This window comes from Herbaspirillum sp. WKF16, from assembly GCF_028993615.1.
In the GTDB taxonomy this organism is placed as follows: Bacteria; Pseudomonadota; Gammaproteobacteria; order Burkholderiales; family Burkholderiaceae_D; genus Herbaspirillum.
The window spans coordinates 625,452-643,211 of record NZ_CP118632.1; the positions used below are offsets into that span (position 1 = coordinate 625,452).

Annotated in this window: 13 protein-coding genes and 1 pseudogene; 8 read left to right on the forward strand and 6 right to left on the reverse strand. The window is 63.0% G+C overall.

What is annotated here, in order from left to right:
* Positions 1–29: 29 nt before the first annotated feature.
* Entirely contained in the window at positions 30–953 is a 924-nt protein-coding gene (locus Herbaro_RS02780) for a LysR family transcriptional regulator (protein WP_275012322.1), read from the reverse strand.
* Positions 954–1,180: 227 nt separating this feature from the next.
* Between Herbaro_RS02780 and Herbaro_RS02785 the strand changes: the two genes are divergently transcribed.
* The 4 genes from Herbaro_RS02785 (at position 1,181) to Herbaro_RS02800 (ending at position 8,282) form a co-directional block, all read left to right on the forward strand.
* A complete protein-coding gene (locus Herbaro_RS02785; RefSeq protein WP_275012323.1) occupies positions 1,181–2,353 on the forward strand; it encodes an efflux RND transporter periplasmic adaptor subunit in 1,173 nt (390 codons plus the stop codon).
* Entirely contained in the window at positions 2,350–5,556 is a 3,207-nt protein-coding gene (locus tag Herbaro_RS02790) for an efflux RND transporter permease subunit (protein ID WP_275012324.1), read from the forward strand. The genes Herbaro_RS02785 and Herbaro_RS02790 overlap by 4 nt, the downstream gene beginning before the upstream one ends.
* Positions 5,553–7,082: an efflux transporter outer membrane subunit gene (locus tag Herbaro_RS02795; protein WP_275012325.1), complete on the forward strand. Its 1,530-nt coding sequence runs from the start codon at positions 5,553–5,555 to the stop codon at positions 7,080–7,082. The genes Herbaro_RS02790 and Herbaro_RS02795 overlap by 4 nt, the downstream gene beginning before the upstream one ends.
* Positions 7,083–7,193: 111 nt before the next feature.
* Positions 7,194–8,282: an NADH:flavin oxidoreductase gene (locus tag Herbaro_RS02800; protein ID WP_275012326.1), complete on the forward strand. Its 1,089-nt coding sequence runs from the start codon at positions 7,194–7,196 to the stop codon at positions 8,280–8,282.
* Between the two features lie 74 nt (positions 8,283–8,356).
* Here Herbaro_RS02800 and Herbaro_RS02805 read toward each other — a convergent pair whose 3' ends face one another.
* The 3 genes from Herbaro_RS02805 to yghU form a co-directional block, all read right to left on the reverse strand.
* The gene (locus tag Herbaro_RS02805; RefSeq protein ID WP_275012327.1) at positions 8,357–8,905 is read right to left on the reverse strand and encodes an OsmC family protein; all 549 of its coding nucleotides are present in this window, start codon (positions 8,903–8,905) and stop codon (positions 8,357–8,359) included.
* A gap of 69 nt (positions 8,906–8,974) precedes the next feature.
* The gene (gene gstA, locus Herbaro_RS02810; RefSeq protein WP_275012328.1) at positions 8,975–9,586 is read right to left on the reverse strand and encodes a glutathione transferase GstA; all 612 of its coding nucleotides are present in this window, start codon (positions 9,584–9,586) and stop codon (positions 8,975–8,977) included.
* 8 nt (positions 9,587–9,594) lie between these two features.
* On the reverse strand, positions 9,595–10,467 hold the full coding sequence (gene yghU, locus Herbaro_RS02815) for a glutathione-dependent disulfide-bond oxidoreductase (protein WP_275012329.1): 873 nt from the start codon (positions 10,465–10,467) through the stop codon (positions 9,595–9,597).
* A 305-nt stretch (positions 10,468–10,772) separates the two neighbouring features.
* Between yghU and Herbaro_RS02820 the strand changes: the two are divergent.
* Positions 10,773–11,932 (forward strand): annotated as a pseudogene (locus Herbaro_RS02820) (IS30 family transposase).
* Between the two features lie 50 nt (positions 11,933–11,982).
* Here the strand turns inward: Herbaro_RS02820 and Herbaro_RS02825 are convergent.
* Positions 11,983–12,912, reverse strand: coding sequence for a LysR family transcriptional regulator (locus tag Herbaro_RS02825; protein ID WP_275012330.1), 930 nt, complete (start codon positions 12,910–12,912; stop codon positions 11,983–11,985).
* A 109-nt stretch (positions 12,913–13,021) separates the two neighbouring features.
* On the opposite strand from Herbaro_RS02825, the gene Herbaro_RS02830 reads away from it, so the two are divergent.
* Genes Herbaro_RS02830 through Herbaro_RS02840 form a run of 3 tightly spaced genes read left to right on the forward strand, consistent with a single transcriptional unit; the run spans position 13,022 to position 16,579 of the window.
* A complete protein-coding gene (locus Herbaro_RS02830; protein WP_275012331.1) occupies positions 13,022–14,308 on the forward strand; it encodes an MFS transporter in 1,287 nt (428 codons plus the stop codon).
* A 49-nt stretch (positions 14,309–14,357) separates the two neighbouring features.
* Positions 14,358–15,566, forward strand: a complete 1,209-nt coding sequence (locus tag Herbaro_RS02835; RefSeq protein ID WP_275012332.1) for a M20 aminoacylase family protein — start codon at positions 14,358–14,360, stop codon at positions 15,564–15,566.
* 41 nt (positions 15,567–15,607) lie between these two features.
* Complete coding sequence (locus tag Herbaro_RS02840; protein ID WP_275012333.1) at positions 15,608–16,579, forward strand: glutaminase; 972 nt, start codon at positions 15,608–15,610, stop codon at positions 16,577–16,579.
* 158 nt (positions 16,580–16,737) lie between these two features.
* Here the strand turns inward: Herbaro_RS02840 and Herbaro_RS02845 are convergent, their stop codons facing one another.
* Positions 16,738–17,637, reverse strand: a complete 900-nt coding sequence (locus Herbaro_RS02845) for a LysR family transcriptional regulator (protein WP_275012334.1) — start codon at positions 17,635–17,637, stop codon at positions 16,738–16,740.
* Positions 17,638–17,760: the final 123 nt, after the last annotated feature.

A 17,760-nucleotide genomic window follows, 5' to 3' on the forward strand; every position in this document is an offset into this window, starting at 1 on the left:
GTTGGTTCAGGAGCGCCGGTCGCGCGGGATCAGGACGCCGGCGGCGCGGCGTCGGTGTCGATGCGCCAGCCTGTCTCGGCCTCGCGCAGGACCTCACCGACCCAATCGGCGAACGCTCGCACCGTGGGAGAAAGGTGACGGTTCTTCGGATACAGCACCGACAGCGGCACGGCCGGCGACGAGTAGGCGGTCAGAACTCGGCGCAGGCGGCCGTTGGTCAGGTGCTGGCGCACCATGTAACTGCCGGCGCGAATCAGCCCCAGTCCCTCCAGCCCGCAGGCGACGTAGCCGTCGGTGTCGTTGACGATCAGACGCTCGCGCATGCGCACGAAACGTTCTTCCCCGTCGACCACGAAGTGCCACTCCAGCGGACGGGCTGTGCGTGTCGACAGGTAACCGACCGCGTGGTGCCGGGACAGGTCTTCCAGCGTACGCGGCGCGCCGTGCCGCTCCAGGTAGTCGGGCGAGGCGCAGGTCACCCATTCGAAGGAGCCGATGCGACGCGCCACCAGCGTCGGCGAATCCTCGGGCGTGCCCGCGCGGATCACGCAATCGATGCCTTCCTGCACCAGTTCGACGGTGCGGTCATTCATCGTCAGCGTCAGCTCAACGTCCGGGAAGCGGCAATGGAAATCCTTGATGGCCGGTATCACCACCAGCCGCGCCAGCGACAGCGTCATATCCACGCGCAGGCGACCTCGCGGCTGGCCGGCGCTGCCCGGAAATCCCGATTCCACCGCCTCGATGTCGGCCAGCAGTCGGCGGCAATGATCGTAGTAATGCGTACCCTCGGGCGTCAGGCTGATGTGGCGCGTGGTCCGCTGCAGCAGGCGCACGCCGAGGAACGCCTCCAGCTCCTTCACCGCCCGCGTGACGCGTGAGGAGGGCAGGGAAAGGCTTTCGGCGGCACGCGTGAAACTGTGCATCTCGACCACGCGAGCAAAAATCTGCATTGACTGGAGGCGGTCCACTCTGCTTCTCCTGTGAAGAAAATTAATTGCACCTGCTGCAATAAATCGGGCTTTCATCAACGATAGAGGGCCAGTTTTTTGGCGATTTTATCAAAGGGGCCTGGCCTGATTATTCTAAATGAGGCAATAAACTTAGCCAAATCCGAGTCTAGATGTTGAGGTTCGGCTGGGCCAGACTGCGAGCTCTTTCAACTTGATCGACTCGTCGTATGAACTCCCTAACAAAGTATCGCCTGGCAGCGGCAACAGCTGCCCTCGCGGTGGCTGGCGCCGGTGGCGTGCTTTGGCAGCATGGCTCCGAAGCGCACGCCGAGGCGGCCGCCGCGCTCCCCTTGGTCAAGTACCGGCCGGCCGTGCTGCGCGCAGTATTCGATTCGCAAGACTTCACCGGCCGCCTGGAAGCGGTGGATCTGGTCGAGGTGCGTCCTCGTGTGCCCGGCACCTTGCTGGCGGCGCATATCAAGGATGGCCAGCACGTGCGCAAAGGGGAGCTACTGTTCACGATCGACCCGGCGCCGTTCGAGACTCTGGTGCGTCAGGCGCAGGCTACGCTGGCCGGTGTCGAGGAACGCAAGCGCCTGGCCGACATGGAGCAGGCGCGTGCGCGCCGGCTGCTGGAGTCGAACGCCATTGCGCGCAGGGAGTTCGATGCGTTGGACAATGCGGCACGCGAAGCGGCGGCCTCGCTCAAGGGAGCGCAGGCCGCATTGGCGCATGCGCAGCTGCAATTGGGGTACACCCAGGTCCGGGCGCCGATCGCGGGACGCGTGTCGCGCGCGGAAATCACCACCGGCAACGTGGTCGGCGCCGGCGGCGAAGCAGCGCCGCTGACCAGGATTGTCTCCGACGGCAAGCTCTATGCCTCCTTCAACGTCGACGAGCAAAGCTACCTGCGCCTGATCGCCCCATCGCTGCGCGACGGAAAGCAGCCGACGGTCAAGGTCGGCCTGGCCAACGACAGCGCATTCCCCTATACAGCGTCCATCGAAGCGGTCGATAACCAGATAGATACGCGCTCCGGTACCGTGCGTGTACGCGCGCGCCTGGACAAGGTGAGCCCCGAGATGCTGCCCGGCCTGCAGGCGCGCGTGCGACTGCAGGGATCGACGGCGTACGACGCCGTGATGGTGGATGACATCGTGGTCGGCACTGACCAAGACCGAAAGTATGTGCTGATCGTAAACGCCGACAACAAGGTCGAGCGCCGCTTCGTCGTGCTGGGCAGCCTGCAGGGCAAGGAACGCGTGCTGAGCAGCGGTGTTGATGCCGACGCGCGGGTGATCGTCGATGGCGCCTTCCGCGCGCCGCCCGGCACCGCGGTGTCGGCGGTTGCCGCCGAAGTACCCGAAGCCGCCGGCGCACTGCGCGGAGGCCGTTCATGAACATCTCCAGATTCTTCATTGACCGGCCGATCTTCGCCTGCGTGCTGTCGGCGCTGATCCTGCTGGCAGGCGTGGTGGCTTCGTTCAGCATGCCTGTCTCGGAATACCCCCAGGTTATCCCGCCGTCGGTGGTGGTGCACGCCCAGTATCCGGGCGCCAATGCCAAGACTATCGCCGAGACGGTCGCCGCGCCGTTGGAGCAATCCATCAACGGCGTCGAGAACATGCTCTACATGGACTCCAAGGCCAGCGGCGACGGTCATTTGTACCTGACGGTCACCTTCAAGCTGGGTACCGATCCGGATCGCGCACAGCAGTTCGTCCAGACCCGAGTCTCGCAGGCTCAGGCGCGCCTGCCCGAGGACGTGCAGCGTCTGGGCGTCACCGCCGTCAAGAACTCGCCCGTGATTACCATCGCGGTGCACATGGTGTCGCCCAAGGGCACCTATGACAACAACTACATCAGCAACTACGCCATCCTGCACGTGCGGGACCGCCTGGCAAAGATCAACGGTGTGGGCGACGTGGCAATCTGGGGACCCGGCGGCTATGCCATGCGTGTCTGGCTGGATCCGGCCGCGCTGGCCGAGCGCGGATTGAGCGCGAGCGACGTCGCGGCAGCCATCCGCCGCCAGAACATCCAGGCCGCGGTGGGCACTATCGGCAGCGCGCCGACCACGCCCGATACCGTGTTCCAGCTCAACGTCAGTGCCGACGGCCGCCTGAAGACGCCCGAGGAGTTCAAGGGCATCGTCATCAAATCCGATACCCATGGCGCCATCACGCGCCTGGGCGATGTCGCCCGCGTGGAACTGGGCGCCGAGGACTACGGCATCCGCGCGACCCTGGACAACGCCCCGGCCGTCGCCGTGACCGTGCAGGAAGCACCGGGCGCGAACTCGCTGGAGATTTCGCGCGATGTGCACCGGATCATGAGGGAGCTCGAAAAAGACTTCCCCGAGGATGTGGTCTATCGCGTGGTCTATGAACCCAGCCGGGCCGTGCAGACTGGTATCGAGGCGGTGGTCGAGACGCTGCTGGAGGCGGTGGCGCTGGTGGTGCTGGTGGTGTTCCTGTTCCTGCAGACCTGGCGCGCGTCCATCATTCCGCTGCTGGCGGTGCCGATTTCCATCGTCGGCACGTTCACCTTCCTGCTGCTGGCGGGCTATTCGATCAATACGCTTTCGCTATTCGGGCTGGTGGTAGCCATCGGCATCGTGGTCGACGATGCCATCGTGGTGGTCGAGAACGTGGAGCGCAACATCGCACGCGGATTGAGTCCGCGCGAAGCAACCTACCAGGCCATGCGCGAAGTCAGCGGGCCCATCATTGCCATTGCGCTCACGCTGTCGGCGGTGTTCCTGCCGCTGGCTTTCCTGAGCGGCCTGACTGGTGAGTTCTACAAGCAATTCGCGGTCACCATTGCGATTTCCACGTTGATCTCGGCGTTCAACTCGCTGACGTTGTCGCCGGTGCTGTCGGCGTTGCTGCTCAAGCCGCACGGCGCCGCCCCGGATACCGTGACGCGCCTGACGCAGCGCCTGTTCGGTGGTTTCTTCGTGCGCTTCAACCGCGGCTTTGATCGCGCCTCGGAAGGATACGGCGGCCGTGTCGGCGGTCTGGTCAGGCACAAGGGCGCCATGCTGGCCGTGTACGCGGTGCTGCTGGTGGCTACCTGGTGGCTGACAGACCATGTTCCAGGCGGCTTCGTGCCGGCGCAGGACAAGGAGTACCTGGTCAGCATGGCCCAGCTGCCGGAAGGTTCGACGCTGGACCGAACCGAGGCCACCATGAACCGCATGAACGAGATCGCCCTCAGGCACCCGGCGGTGATGGGCACCTCGGGCTACAGCGGGCTGTCGATCAACGGCGTCACCAAGAGCTCCAGCACCGCGCTGACCTTCGTCCTGCTCAAGCCTTTCAAGGATCGTCCGGGCGTGAGCGCCGACCAGGTCATGGCCGATCTGAATCGCGAATACAGCAGCATCGGTCACGCTTTCACGGCGGTTTTCCCGGCGCCACCGGTGTTCGGGCTGGGCACCACCGGCGGCTTCAAGCTGCAGATCGAGGATCGTGCCGACCTCGGCTACGAGGCGCTGTACAAGGCAACCCAGGCCTTCATCAAGAAAGCCGCCGAAGCACCTGAGCTGAGTCCACTGTACTCGACCTACACCGTCAACGTGCCGCAGCTCAAGCTCGACATCGATCGTGCCAAGGGCCAACAGCTGGGCGTGGATACACCGGCGGTGCTGAGCACGCTGCAATCCTTCCTCGGCTCGTACTACGTCAACGACTTCAACTTCCTGGGGCGCGTCTATCAGGTGCGCATGCAAGCCGACGCCAAATTCCGCGCCAAGCCGGACGACATAGGACAACTGCACGTGCGCAGCGAATCCGGGCAGATGGTGCCGCTGGGATCGCTGCTGACGGTCAGCCAGACCTACGGTCCGGACCAAGTGGTGCGCTACAACGGCTTCACCGCCGCCGATATCAACGGCAGCCCGGCGCCCGGTTACTCCTCGGACCAGGCGATGGAGGCGATCCAGCGTATCGCGGCCGAGACCCTGCCGCCCGGAATGACCTATGAATGGACCGACCTGACCTACCAGAAGATCATCGCCGGCAACAGCGCGGTGTGGATCCTGCCGCTATGCGTGCTGCTGGTGTTCTTCGTGCTGGCCGCCCAATATGAGAGCCTGACCTTGCCGTTCGCGATCATCCTGATCATCCCGATGAGCATCTTCTCGGCGCTCCTGGGCGTGTGGCTGACCAGGGGCGACAACAACATCTTCACCCAGATCGGCCTGATCGTGCTGGTCGGCCTGGCCTCGAAGAACGCCATCCTGATCGTCGAGTTCGCCCGCGAACTGGAGATGGCGGGTATGTCTACGCTGAAGGCCGTGATCGAGGCTTGTCGCCTGCGCCTGCGTCCCATCCTGATGACCTCGCTGGCCTTCATCATGGGCGTCATCCCGCTGGTGCTGTCGAGCGGCGCCGGCGCAGAAATGCGCCATGCCATGGGCATCTCGGTGTTCTTCGGTATGCTGGGTGTGACCCTGTTCGGACTGTTCCTGACGCCGCTGTTCTACGTGACCGTGCGGGCGCTGAGCGGAGGGCGGCCGTTGCATTCGGCGGCTCACCATGAGGCGCCTGTAACCGTCCCCCATCACATCGATACGAAGCAGCCGGAGGGCCAAGCATGAAGCACGCAATTGAACCCAGCCGGCCGGCGGCGCGCATGGCCAAGCACGCGATCGCCCTTGCGGCCGGAGTAATCCTGTTGACGGCATGTTCGCTGGCGCCGGTCGAGCAGCGGCCCGAGCTGGCGATCCCAGCGATATTCGCCGAGTCAGCGCATCAGTCGACGTCCTCGCTGACGCCCGCGGAAGACCCCGGTCGCTGGCAGCCGGCGCAGCCGGCGGATCAGCAACGGCCTTCGCCTTGGTGGCAGGTGTTCGGCGATCCGCTTCTAGTGCAGCTGGAGGAAGAAGCCCTGCAGGCCAATCCAGACGTTTCCATCGCGATGGCCCGCCTCAAGCAGGCACGGGCACTGAACTCGCGTGGCGAGTCGGAGCGCTGGCCGGAGATCGATGCCGGTTTCGGTCCGACCCGCCAGCGCAGCTCCGGCGCCTCGGCCGGTCGCGGCGACGGTGCGCCGGCCAGCACGCAAACGCTGTGGCGCGCCCAGGTCTCCGTTGCGTACGAGGCCGACCTGTTCGGGCGTGTGTCGTCCTCGGTTGCGGCGGCCCGGGCCGACGAGGCCCAGCAGCAGGCGCTGGCGCATCAGATGCTGCTGTTGGTGCAGGCTGACGTGGCGGGGACGTATTTCAGCCTGCGCCAGCTGGAAGGCGAACTGCGATTGCTCCGCGAGACCACCAAGCTGAGGGCGGACGCGGTGTCCTTGCTGGAGCAAAGGCTGGGTGCCGGCGCCGTGGCCCAGTTCGTACTGGACCAGGCCAGGACGGAGTTGTTTACTGCGCGTGCCGAACAGCTGGCTTTGGAGCAGCAGCATGCACTGTCAGCGCATGCGCTGGCGATCCTGCTAGGCAAGGCGCCGGCCTCATTCACGCTCCAGGCCCAGCCGCTGCAGGCGATCGACGTGCAGCTGCCAGCCGGCATGCCGTCGACGCTGCTGGAGCGACGTCCTGACATCGCCGCCGCCGAGCGTGCCATGGCTGCTGAGAATGCCCGTATCGGTGTGGCCAGGGCGGCGTTCTTCCCGTCACTGTCGCTGACCGGATCGTTGGGCTATGAGTCGGCGGAGCTGGGCAACCTAGCCCGCTGGTCGCAGCGCACCTTCCTGCTGGGCCCACTGGTGGGCGCCGCACTGAGCATGCCCTTGTTCGACGGCGGTCGACGCCGGGCCGATGTGGAGCGTGTACGCGGGGTCTACCAGGAGCGGGTAGCGGAGTATCGCAAGACCGTGCTGCAGGCCTTCCGCGAGGTCGAAGACTCACTGGCGTCGATGCGAACCCTCGATGCGCGCATTGTCCAGCAACGCGGCGCGGAGCAGGCTTCATCGCGTGTCGCCGCAGCCGCCAAGGCGCGCTTCGACGAAGGCGATGTCGACTACCTGACGGTGGTCGATGCCGAACGCACGCTGCTGCACAGCCGCCAGTCGCTCATCCAGTCCGAGGGAGCGCGCGCCCGCGCCACGGTCGATCTGGTACGGGCGTTGGGAGGTGGGTGGCAATCTTCTGCCGCCGAACTCTCCGACGCCGGCGGCTGATCTCGCGGCTAACTTTCCGTCCGTTTCCATCATCCGTCGTCGCGCCCTGGTCTGCCTTCCCGGCCGACTGGGGCGAGGCGTATCCATTGTTTTGTCATCTGGAGAAATTGCATGTCTGTTTCCGACCTTTTCAAGCCGCTATCGCTGATGCACGGCCCGGCGATGAGAAACCGCTTCATGATGGCCCCGTTGACCAACCAGCAGAGCGGCGTCGACGGTATCGCTTCCGAGTTCGACCAAGACTGGATCGAACAGCTGGCGCAAGGCGGCTACGCGCTGATCCAGACCTGCGCCACGACGGTCGAGGCCGGCGGCATTGCGTTCGCGCGCCAGCTCGGCATTCATCACGACGATCATTTGCCAGGCCTGTCCGGGATGGCGAGCGCGATCCGCGCCGGCGGCGGCCTCTCCGCGGTGCAGTTGCATCATGCCGGGCATCGTGCCAATCCCCGCCTGGGCGGGATTCCTGCGCCAGCGTCGGGTTCGACCTTGCCGGGCATACGGGCGCTGACGACGGAGCAGGTGGAGCGCATCCGCGACAGTTTCATCGCTGCTGCCAGGCGCGCCGAACTGGCCGGTTTCGACGGTGTGGCGGTACACGGCGCCTTTGGCTGGATCTTGTCCGAGTTCATGTCGCCCTACCTGAATGAACGGACCGACAAGTACGGCGGTAGCATCGAAAACCGGTCGCGCCTGACTATTGAGGTGATCGAAGGCATACGTCGCGCGTGCGGCCCTGACTTCCAGATCGGCTGGCGGCTGTCGGTGGAGCGTTACGGGCTACGTCTGGAGGAGTTGCGTGAGGTCACTGCGGAGATCATGACGCGCGAGCTGATCGACTATCTCGATCTGGCGCTCTGGGATTCGGCGCAGGTGGTGGCGGAGGGAGTGTTCAGGGGGAAAAGTATGCTGAGCGTCTTTACCAGCCTTGACCGCCGTGGCGTACGCCTCGGGGCAGCGGGCAAGATCATGAGTGCGCAACGCGCTACGCAGTTGCTGGACGAAGGTTGCGATTTTGTGCTGATAGGAAGGGCCGGCATTCTGCAGCGAGACTTCCCGCTGCAGGTGCTGGCCAATCCGCGGTACGACAGTCCGGCGCTGCCGGTTACGGCCGATTATCTTCGCCGCGGCGGACTGAGCGAGCGCTTCATCACGCATATGCGCGGCTGGCCGGCCTTCGTGCATCCAGACAGCGTGTGATTCTTGCACGAAGAGACCGGGCGATTGCACATCGTCCGGTCGCAGGGAAAGACCACCGCGAGGCGGTCTGTTTTTCAGGCCAGGCGTGTCTTGACGTTCACCGGATTGGCCAGCGTGTCATGGATCGGTGAATTCAGGGGCAACTCGCGCACCAGTTCTTCCAACTGGGCGCGGGTGGCGCTGCCGCTTTCCAGCTTGACATCGACGCTGATGCCTTGCGCGCCCTTGCGTACCTGCTGGTTCAGGCCGAGGAAGCCGTTCAGGTCGATGTCGAAGTCGAGGCTCAGCTCGATGGTGTCGAGTTCGATTCCTTTGTGGGCGGCCATCGAGGCCAGGGTCACGGTGTAGCAGCCGGCCAGTCCTTGCAGCAGGTATTCGGCTGGGCTGACGCCGGTGTCGCCGCCCAGCAGCGAGGCCGGTTCGTCGCTGATCAGTGTGAACTTGCCGCGACGGCTGTCGTCGGCCTTGCCGTTCTGCACCAGCGGGCCGGTGATGCCGACAAACGCCAGGCCGCCGCTGGACTTGCCCTGGACATTGAAGGTGACATTGCCCAGCGCGGGTTGTTTGCCTACAGCCTCCTGCGTGGCGCGGATGGCGCCGATATCGGCATATGGCTTGCTCATGGTGTGCTCCTGTGATTCATGTTTGTATCGAAGGGAAATTTTCTGTGAAAGTCGGGGAGGCAAGAGCGCTCAACCGGCGGCGAGGCTCTCCGCCTCCAGGGCGGCGCGGACGCTGGGGATCTGCCCGATCCGGCCCATGAAGCGTTGAATGGCAGCGTATCCGGAGATGTCGATGCCGACACGTCCTGGCCAGGACAGCACGTTGAACAGGTAAGCATCCACTGACGAGAATTTCTCACCCAGCACAAACTCCCGGTCCGACAGATGCTCATTGATGTACTCGAACCGGGTGAGCAGGTTGCCCTCGGCGAAAAGGGCCTTCGACTCTTTGTTGATGAAGGGCGAGAACATCACGGCCATGCCGCGGTGCAGGTCGGTAGCGATGTAGTTGAGCCACTCCATGGCGGTGTAGCGTTCACGGCAACCGGCCGGCGGCAGCATGCCGCTTTCGGGGTAATGGTCGGCGATCCACTGCAAGATCACCGCGCCTTCGGTCAGGATGTCGCCGTCGTCCAGCTTCAGGGCGGGAATGAAGCCCTTGGGCGTGACCTGGTAGTAGTCGCCCTCGATCGTGGTCTTGGTGCGGAAGTCGACCTTAATCAGATCGAAGTCCAGGCCCGCCTCGCGCAATGTGATCTGGGTAGCGAGGCCGCAGGAGCCGGGCGAGAAATACAGTTTCATGAAACTTCCTATTTGGGAGTGATGAGAGAGTCAAAATCGTCGGCGTCATGGCGTTCGGGCAGGAATTCCCCCGGCGCACCGGAAGCCCGGTTGACGACGCGTCCGCGCGCCACCGCAGGGCGTTCAGCGATAGTCCGGTACCAGCGCAGCAGATTCTTGTATTCATCGACGGCGAGGAATTCATGGGTGCCATAGACGCCGTAGAGGCTGCCCGGATACCAGGGCCAGACCGCCATGTCGGCGATGGTGTACTGGTCGCCGGCCAGGAATTCGTGCACGGCCAGGTGGGTATCGAGTACGTGCAACTGGCGCTTGGTTTCCATTGCATAGCGGTCGATCGCGTATTCGATCTTGACCGGTGCGTAGGCGTAGAAGTGACCCAGGCCGCCGCCGACGAAGGGCGCCGAGCCCACCTGCCACATCAGCCAGTTGAAGGTCTTTGCGCGCGCTCTCGGCTCCGTCGGCAGGAAGGCTCCGAAGCGTTCCGCCAGGTAGACCAGGATTGAGCCGCTCTCGAACAGCGGCAGAGCCGGATCGATGTTGCGGTCCACCAGCGCGGGAATCTTTGCGTTGGGATTGATGTCGACAAAGCCGCTGCCGAATTGGTCGCCCTTAAAGATGTCAATCAGCCAGGCATCGTATTCGGCCCCGGCATGACCTGCCGCCAGCAACTCCTCCAGCATGATGGTGATCTTCTGGCCATTGGGTGTCCCTTGCGAGTACAACTGCAAAGGGTGCTTTCCCACCGGAAGTTCGCGCTGGAAACGGGCGCCCGATACCGGGCGGTTGATACTGCCAAAGGTGCCAGCGTATTCGGCTTTCGGGCTCCAAACTTTGGCTGGCGTGTAGCCTGTGGGCAGGCTGGGAATGTCAGTGCTCACTGTTCGCTCCTTCAATTTCGGGACATCCGGATTGTTCTGCAATTCGGTGTGGAAATTCTATCGACGCCAGCTGCGTGGATATACAAGGGAGCTTCGAATTGACTGTTCAGTTTTTTGAACAATCTCGCGGCGAATGGCAGGAGTCTGGAGTGGCAGAGCTGTGGATGGGGCGTTTAAGCACGGATTGATAAGTATGCTGAGTGTGCTTGAAGCCTATGAAGTTGAGGACTAAGGTCCGCTTTTGTCGGCGGTTTCAATCGGTGAATGCAACATACTAAGGCTATGCAAATAGCAGGAGTGTTGCCATGGGACGCAGAACCAGGATCATCTACACCGATAGCCAGAAGGCGTTGATGTGGGATCGTTGGAGGAAGGGAGACTCCCTCCAGCAGATCGCTCAGCTGTTTGATCGCAATCATTCTTCCGTTTCCAACATCCTGTCAGTCACCGGTGGAATCAGGCCTCCACCGCGCAAGCGCGCCGCCAATGCCCTGTCCCTCGCTGAACGGGAAGAGATATCAAGAGCGATGGTTGCCGGGCAATCGATACGGGCTATCGCCAGGGACTTAGGGCGTTCGCCTTCAACGATCAGCCGGGAGCTGAGTCGCAATGGTGGTTCCGATCACTACCGCCATCTGATGCAGACCAAGCGGCTTGGGATCGCGCGCATCGACCTAAACCTTGTAAGCTACTGGAGCATCGCCATCTGGCCCGGCTCGTTGCCGTCAAGCTGCGTCAGCAATGGTCTCCCCAACAGATAGCAGGATGGCTCAAGTACAGCTATCCGGACGATATGGAATTGCATGTGTCTCACGAAACCATCTACAAGACCTTGTTCATCCAGGCGCGTGGCGCGCTGAAGAAGGAACTGACTGAGCATTTGCGGCGTACACGCGTGATGCGCCGGTCACGGCATCACACGCAAAAGACGGATAACCACGGCCAGATCAGCGATGCGGTATCGATCAGCGAGCGGCCTGCCGCTGTAGAGAATCGTGCGGTACCAGGTCACTGGGAAGGCGATCTGCTGTTCGGAAGCGCCAACAGCCAGATTGCAACCTTGGTGGAGCGCCATACCCGCTACGTGATGCTGGTGAAAATAGCTCGGAAAGACACGCAGACGGTCGTAGATGCCTTGATCAAGCACGCCAGGAAGTTACCGCAGGAGCTGTATAAGTCGCTGACCTGGGACCGAGGCAAGGAGCTGGCCGACCACAAGCGCTTCACACTCTCGACCGACATCCAGGTGTACTTCTGCGATCCACGCAGCCCATGGCAACGCGGATCGAACGAGAACATCAACGGCTTGCTGCGTCAGTACTTCCCTAAGGGGCTGGATATCTCCGGATACTCGCAGGCGCAACTCAATGCCATCGCCAGACGACTCAATGAACGGCCCAGGAAAACGTTAGACTACGAAACGCCGGCACAACGGTTCTATCAATCTGTTGCAGCCACCGGTTGAAACCGCCGCCGATAGCGGACATGCGCCCGCCCGGTTGCCCCCGATGATTTCTAATCCCTGAGGCGGCCCGCCGCGCCGTCGGGTTGCGCGCGTTCCAGGTGGGCGATGTAGCGGTCCAGTGTCGGGTTGCCATTGTCGGCGCGATAGACGAAGGACACCGGATGGCGCATGGTGAGTTCCGGATGGTCAACCAGTGCCACGCCCTCAGGGCAGGTATATGCGCTTACGTCCGAGACGATGGCATAGCCGACGCCGGCTGCGACCAGGCCCAGGATGCTCAGTACATCGCTGGCCAGCTGGGCCTTGCGCGGTACCAGGTTGACCGTCTGGCACTGGTAATTCAGGAACTGGTCGTAGCCGGGAGCCACCTCGGCCGGGAACCAGATCGCCGGCTCGTCGCGCAGCGCCGACAGGTGCGCCGGCACCTGACGCGCCAGCCGGCTGTCGCGCGGCAGCGCCAACTTGAGCCGGCATTCGAAAACCTGGATTTCGCCGAATTCTCGCGCCAGGAACTGGTCGTTGGGAGGATAGCGCCAGGCCAGGAATCCTGCGTCCAATTCACCTTCCCTGATCCGTTCCAGTTGCCGGGCCGACAACCCGGGTTCCAAAGACATTGCAATCTGCGGTTCGGCCTGGTGGAAGCTGCGCAGCGACCCCAGGATTTTGGGGTGCCAGCCGAAGTTGGGCGTGATGCCCATTCGCAAATTACCTTCCAGGCCTTCGGCTACGCGCGTCACGCGCTGCCGCGTACTCTGCAGGTCGGCCAGGATGCGGCGCGCATCGACAGCCAGCTGCTGGCCTGCGGTGGTGAGCGTCGCACCGCGCACGCTGCGCTCAAACAGCACTGCACCCAACTCCTCCTCCAGGTCCTTGATCTGCCTGCTCAGCGCAGGCTGCGCGATGTGTAAGCGCCTGGCTGCTTCGGCCACGCTGCCATGCTCGACCACACCCAGGAAATATCGGAGATGACGCAATTCCATGATGGATTACCTATGCCTTGTAGGTATATTTTTTATATCTGAAAGGAAGTTTTCAGTATAGAGCATAAGACCTACACTGCACCCACCAAACATAACAATTGGAGACTCCATGAATAACCAAGCCAACGGCCTGGATCCGAAAACGCAACGCCGTGCGGTGATCGCGGCGACCATCGGCAATGTCCTTGAGATCTATGATTTCATCATCTTCGGCATCTTCGCTGTGGCAATTTCCCGGACGTTCTTCCCTAGTGGGGACGAGTATGCGGCGTTGATGTTCACCTTCATGACTTTCGCCGCCGGCTTCGTGGTGCGTCCGATCGGTGCGCTGGTGCTCGGGCAGTACGCGGACAAGGTCGGCCGCAAGAAGGCCCTGAGTTTCACGCTGCTGTTGATGGCGCTGGGCACCATAGTCCCGGCGCTGTGCCCGTCCTACGACTCGATCGGCATCGCGGCTACCGTGATCCTGGTGCTGGGACGCTTGCTGCAAGGCTTTTCGGCCGGCGGCGAGATCGGCAGCAACGTGGCCATGCTGGTGGAAAACGCCTCGGGGCGCAATCGCGCGCTGTTCAGCTCCTTCCAGCAGATGGCCCAAGGCGGCGGGGTGCTGCTGGGCGGCGTGGTCGGCTTCATCATCGCGGTGGTCTACGGCCAGGAGCGCATGCTGCAGGACTACTGGCGCCTGGCCTTCATCGTGGGCCTGGTGATCGGCCCGGTGGGCTGGTACATCCGTCGCGCGCTGCCGGAGACTCCGGAGTTCGAGAGGAGCGCGCGGCAAGGACCTGCCGATTCCTTCCTCACCAGCGTGAAGGCCAACTCCGGCCGCATCCTGATCGGTATTGCCATCATGATCTTCTGGACCGTCGCCACCCAGGTCTCCAACTACTTCACCACCTATGCCGTGCGTGAACTGAACATGCCGGTGGCCTCGACCTACCTGGGCCAGATCGCCTCCGGCCTGACCCTGCTGCTGATCTGCCCGCTGGTGGGCATGCTGGCCGATCGTATCGGCCCTTACAAGCCCATGGCCTGGGGCGCAGGCCTGGCTGGCGTGCTGGCCTATCCGCTGTTCAAGATGCTGGCCGCCACGCCGACCTTGCCGGTGCTGCTGATGGTGCAGATCGCCATTTCCATCACGCTGGGCCTGTATGCCGCCTGTGCGCCGCTGGTCATGTCGGAGATCTTCCCGACGCGCTATCGCGCCACCGGCATCGGCACTTCCTACGCCCTGGGCGTGATGATCTTCGGGGGGCTGACGCCGATGATCGTCACCACCCTGATCCAGGTCAGCGGCGACAAGCTCATCATCGGCCTGTACCTGACCGCTGCGGCGCTGCTGAGCCTGGCCCTGATCGCTACGCTGGTGCGCATGCAGCGCAAGAGCGTGATGGCTTGAGGTCCGCTTTCCCGCGCCGTCGTCAATCAATCAACCTGGAAAGGGCTACATGGATATAGTTGATCGTGGGCAGATGGCGTTGCCCGAAGCACTGGACCTGGTGACCATCCGGCGTCATCTGCACGCCCATCCCGAGCTGCGATTCGAGGAAGAGCGTACGGCCGGTTACGTTGCAGGGCTGCTGCGCGGATATGGTCTCGCCGTCCAGGAGAACATCGGCGGTTACGGAGTCGTCGGCACGCTGCGCAAAGGCAATTCGGCGCGCGCCATCACACTGCGCGCGGACATGGACGCATTGCCGATGAAGGAAGAAAACACCTTCGCCCATGCGTCCTCCAGCCCGGGGAAAATGCACGCCTGTGGCCATGACGGCCATACCGCAATGTTGCTCGGCGCGGCGGCGCGCCTGAGTCGGGAGGTCGAATTCGACGGCACTGTGCACCTTGTGTTCCAGCCGGCGGAGGAGGGCGGCGCAGGTGCGCGCTCAATGATCGAAGACGGTCTCTTCGAGCGCTTTCCGTCCGACGCAATTTTTGGTGTACACAACTGGCCGGGACTGCCGGCCGGCAGTTTCGGTGTACGCCCCGGGCCGCTGATGGCTTCCAGCAATACCTTCAGCGCAACCCTGTCCGGACGCGGGGCGCATGCCGCCCAGCCGCATCGCGGCATCGATCCGGTGGTGGCGGCGGCCCAGCTCACACTGGCCTGGCAAAGCATCCTTACGCGCAACATCAATCCCAATCACCGGGCGGTGATCTCGGTGACCCAGATACACACCGGCACGGCCGACAATGTCATTCCTGAACAGGCCACTCTCTCGGGTACCGTGCGTGCCTTCGACGCCGCCACGCTGAACCTGATCGAGCACCGCATGGGCGCCATCGCCGAGGCCACCGGCAAGATGTTCGACCTGAGCGTATCGTTCGACTTTGAGCGCCTGTATCCGGCGCTGGTCAACCATCCCGAAGAAACCCGGCAGGCCATGCAGGCCATGATGGCGGCGGTCGGCGCGGAGCAGGTGGATGGCGACACCGAACCGGCCTTCGCCTCCGAGGATTTTTCTTTCTACCTGCAGCACAAGCCGGGATGCTACGCCTTCCTCGGCAACGGCCTGATCGCTACGGAGCAAGCGTCCCGACAACAGGCCACTTCGCGCGAATTGCACAATCCCTTCTACGATTTCAATGACGACATCATCGATGCCGGCGTGGCGTATTGGACAGCATTGGTGCAACGCTATCTGGGCGTAGCGGGTTGACGTCGCCAGTGACCGATCCCATGCTGTTACAAGCAGCTGTGATGGGCGATGCCGCACAGCAGTCACGCTCTGCGCGCGCCGCCTATTTCGCCGCGCTGCCTTGGGGGCAGATCCTGGAAGACGCAGCGCAGTTGTCCGCAGTTTGCCGTCACGACGGACAACTGGCCGACTACATTCCGGCCCTGGCGCGTGTGGCTCCCGACCAATTCGGTATCGCCGTCGCCACGCTCGATGGCAGCATCCATTCTGTGGAAGACTGCGCGACGCGCTTTTCGATCCAGAGCATCAGCAAGGTCTTCCTGCTGTCGCTGGCCTATCGCAGCTATGGCGAGAGCCTGTGGGAGCGGGTGAGACAAGCGCCGAGCACCAATCCCTTCAATTCCCTGATCGAACTGGAACTGGAGCGTGGCATCCCGCGCAATCCCTTCCTCAATCCGGGAGCGCTGGTGGTGACCGATGCCTTGCTGAGCCGGCATACGCATCTGGAGTCCGCCATGGTGGCGTTGCTGCGCGAGCTGGCCGGCAGCGCCGGGATCAACTATGACTCGGAAGTCTTCAACAGCGAACTGCGTTGCGCCTCGCGGCATTTTGCCGCGGCCCATCTCATGCAGAGCCACGGCAATTTCTCCAACGTGGTCAGCGAAGTGGTTCGCGCCTATTGCGCCAGCTGCGCCATCGAAGCTTCTTGTGTGGAACTGGCCCGTGCCGGGCTGTTCCTGGCCAATGGCGGCCGCGCCATCGAGGGAGGACGACAATTGCTGTCGGCGCACGAGGCGCAACGCGTTTGCGCATTGATGCTCACTACCGGGACTTACGAATATTCAGGCATGACCGCCTTCGCCATCGGCCTGCCAACCAAGAGCGGCGTAGGCGGTGGCGTGCTGGCCATCCTGCCGGGACGCGGGAGCATCTGCATCTGGTCGCCGCGGCTGGACGCGCGCGGCAATTCGGTTCGGGCGATGAAGGCGTTGGAATTGATTTCCAACGCAGCAGGGCTATCCCTGTTTGCCTAGCGATGAAAGAGCGCGCGTGGGAGCTTTTCATTTCGTGGATGTCCGCTGTTGAATGGCGGCAGCGATTCACGGCACCGGGGATTGACGTCAAAGCCTGATGATCAGGCCTGTAAGCGTCTAGCAAGCGCTCTTCATTCTAGCGCGTAACGCCCTGGCTGCTACCAGCGCATGGTCTGCACGAAATCCACGAAGGCCCGCAATGGTGCAGGCAAGTAGCGGCGGCCAGGATAGTATAGCGAGGGACCGGTGAAACTGGGCCACCAAGGCTCCAGTAGTGGCTCCAGCTCGCCGCGGTCGATGTAGGGCTGCAGCCATTCCTCGAACAAATAGATCACGCCCGTGCCGGCCGCCGCGCAATCCACCGCCAAGTCAGCGGCGGCGCCGAGGTTCACGATCAATGGGCCGTTTGTTTCCACTGTCACGGACCTGCCTTTGCGCTCGAAGTACCATGGCGGCATGGCGCCGCTGGAAAAGCGCCCCGCCAGGCAGATGTGTTTGCGCAGGTCGTCCGGATGGCGCGGTCGGCCATGCTGTGTGAGATAGGACGGGGAAGCGGCCAGCGCCATCCGCTGAAGCCGGGGGCCGATGGGAATGGCGACCATGTCCTGGTCCATGCTTTCTTCATAGCGGATGCCGGCGTCGCAGCCCGACTGCAGCAGGTCGACGAAGCGATCTTCCACGGTCACTTCCAGGCAGATCTCGGGATAGGCTGCAAGGAATTGAGGAACAATGCGCGGCAATACCAGCTTTGAGGCGGATAGCGGGACGTTCAGCCGCAATCGTCCGGCGGGCCGGTCACGGAAGCCGTTGACCACGTCCAGTGCCGATTCGATGGCGTCCAGCGCCGGCGTCAGGTTTTCCAGAAGACGCTGGCCGGCATCGGTCGCGGCCACGCTGCGTGTGGTGCGGTTGAGCAGGCGCACACCGAGGCGCGCTTCCAGCCGGCGTACCGCCTCGCTTAGTTGCGAAGCGCTGCTGCCGGTCATGCGTGCGGCCCCGCGAAAGCCGCCATGGGTGGCGACGGCGACGAAGGCGCTTATGTCGTGCAGATCCGCCATGAACTTTTCCTAATTGTCCTGAATTCGGCACAAGCTGTTCTATTGAGCGGTATTGTCGCACAGTGCACAAGTCCCTAGACTGCTCTCCAGTCCCCACTTGTTCAGCCACCAAGGAGCAAAGAA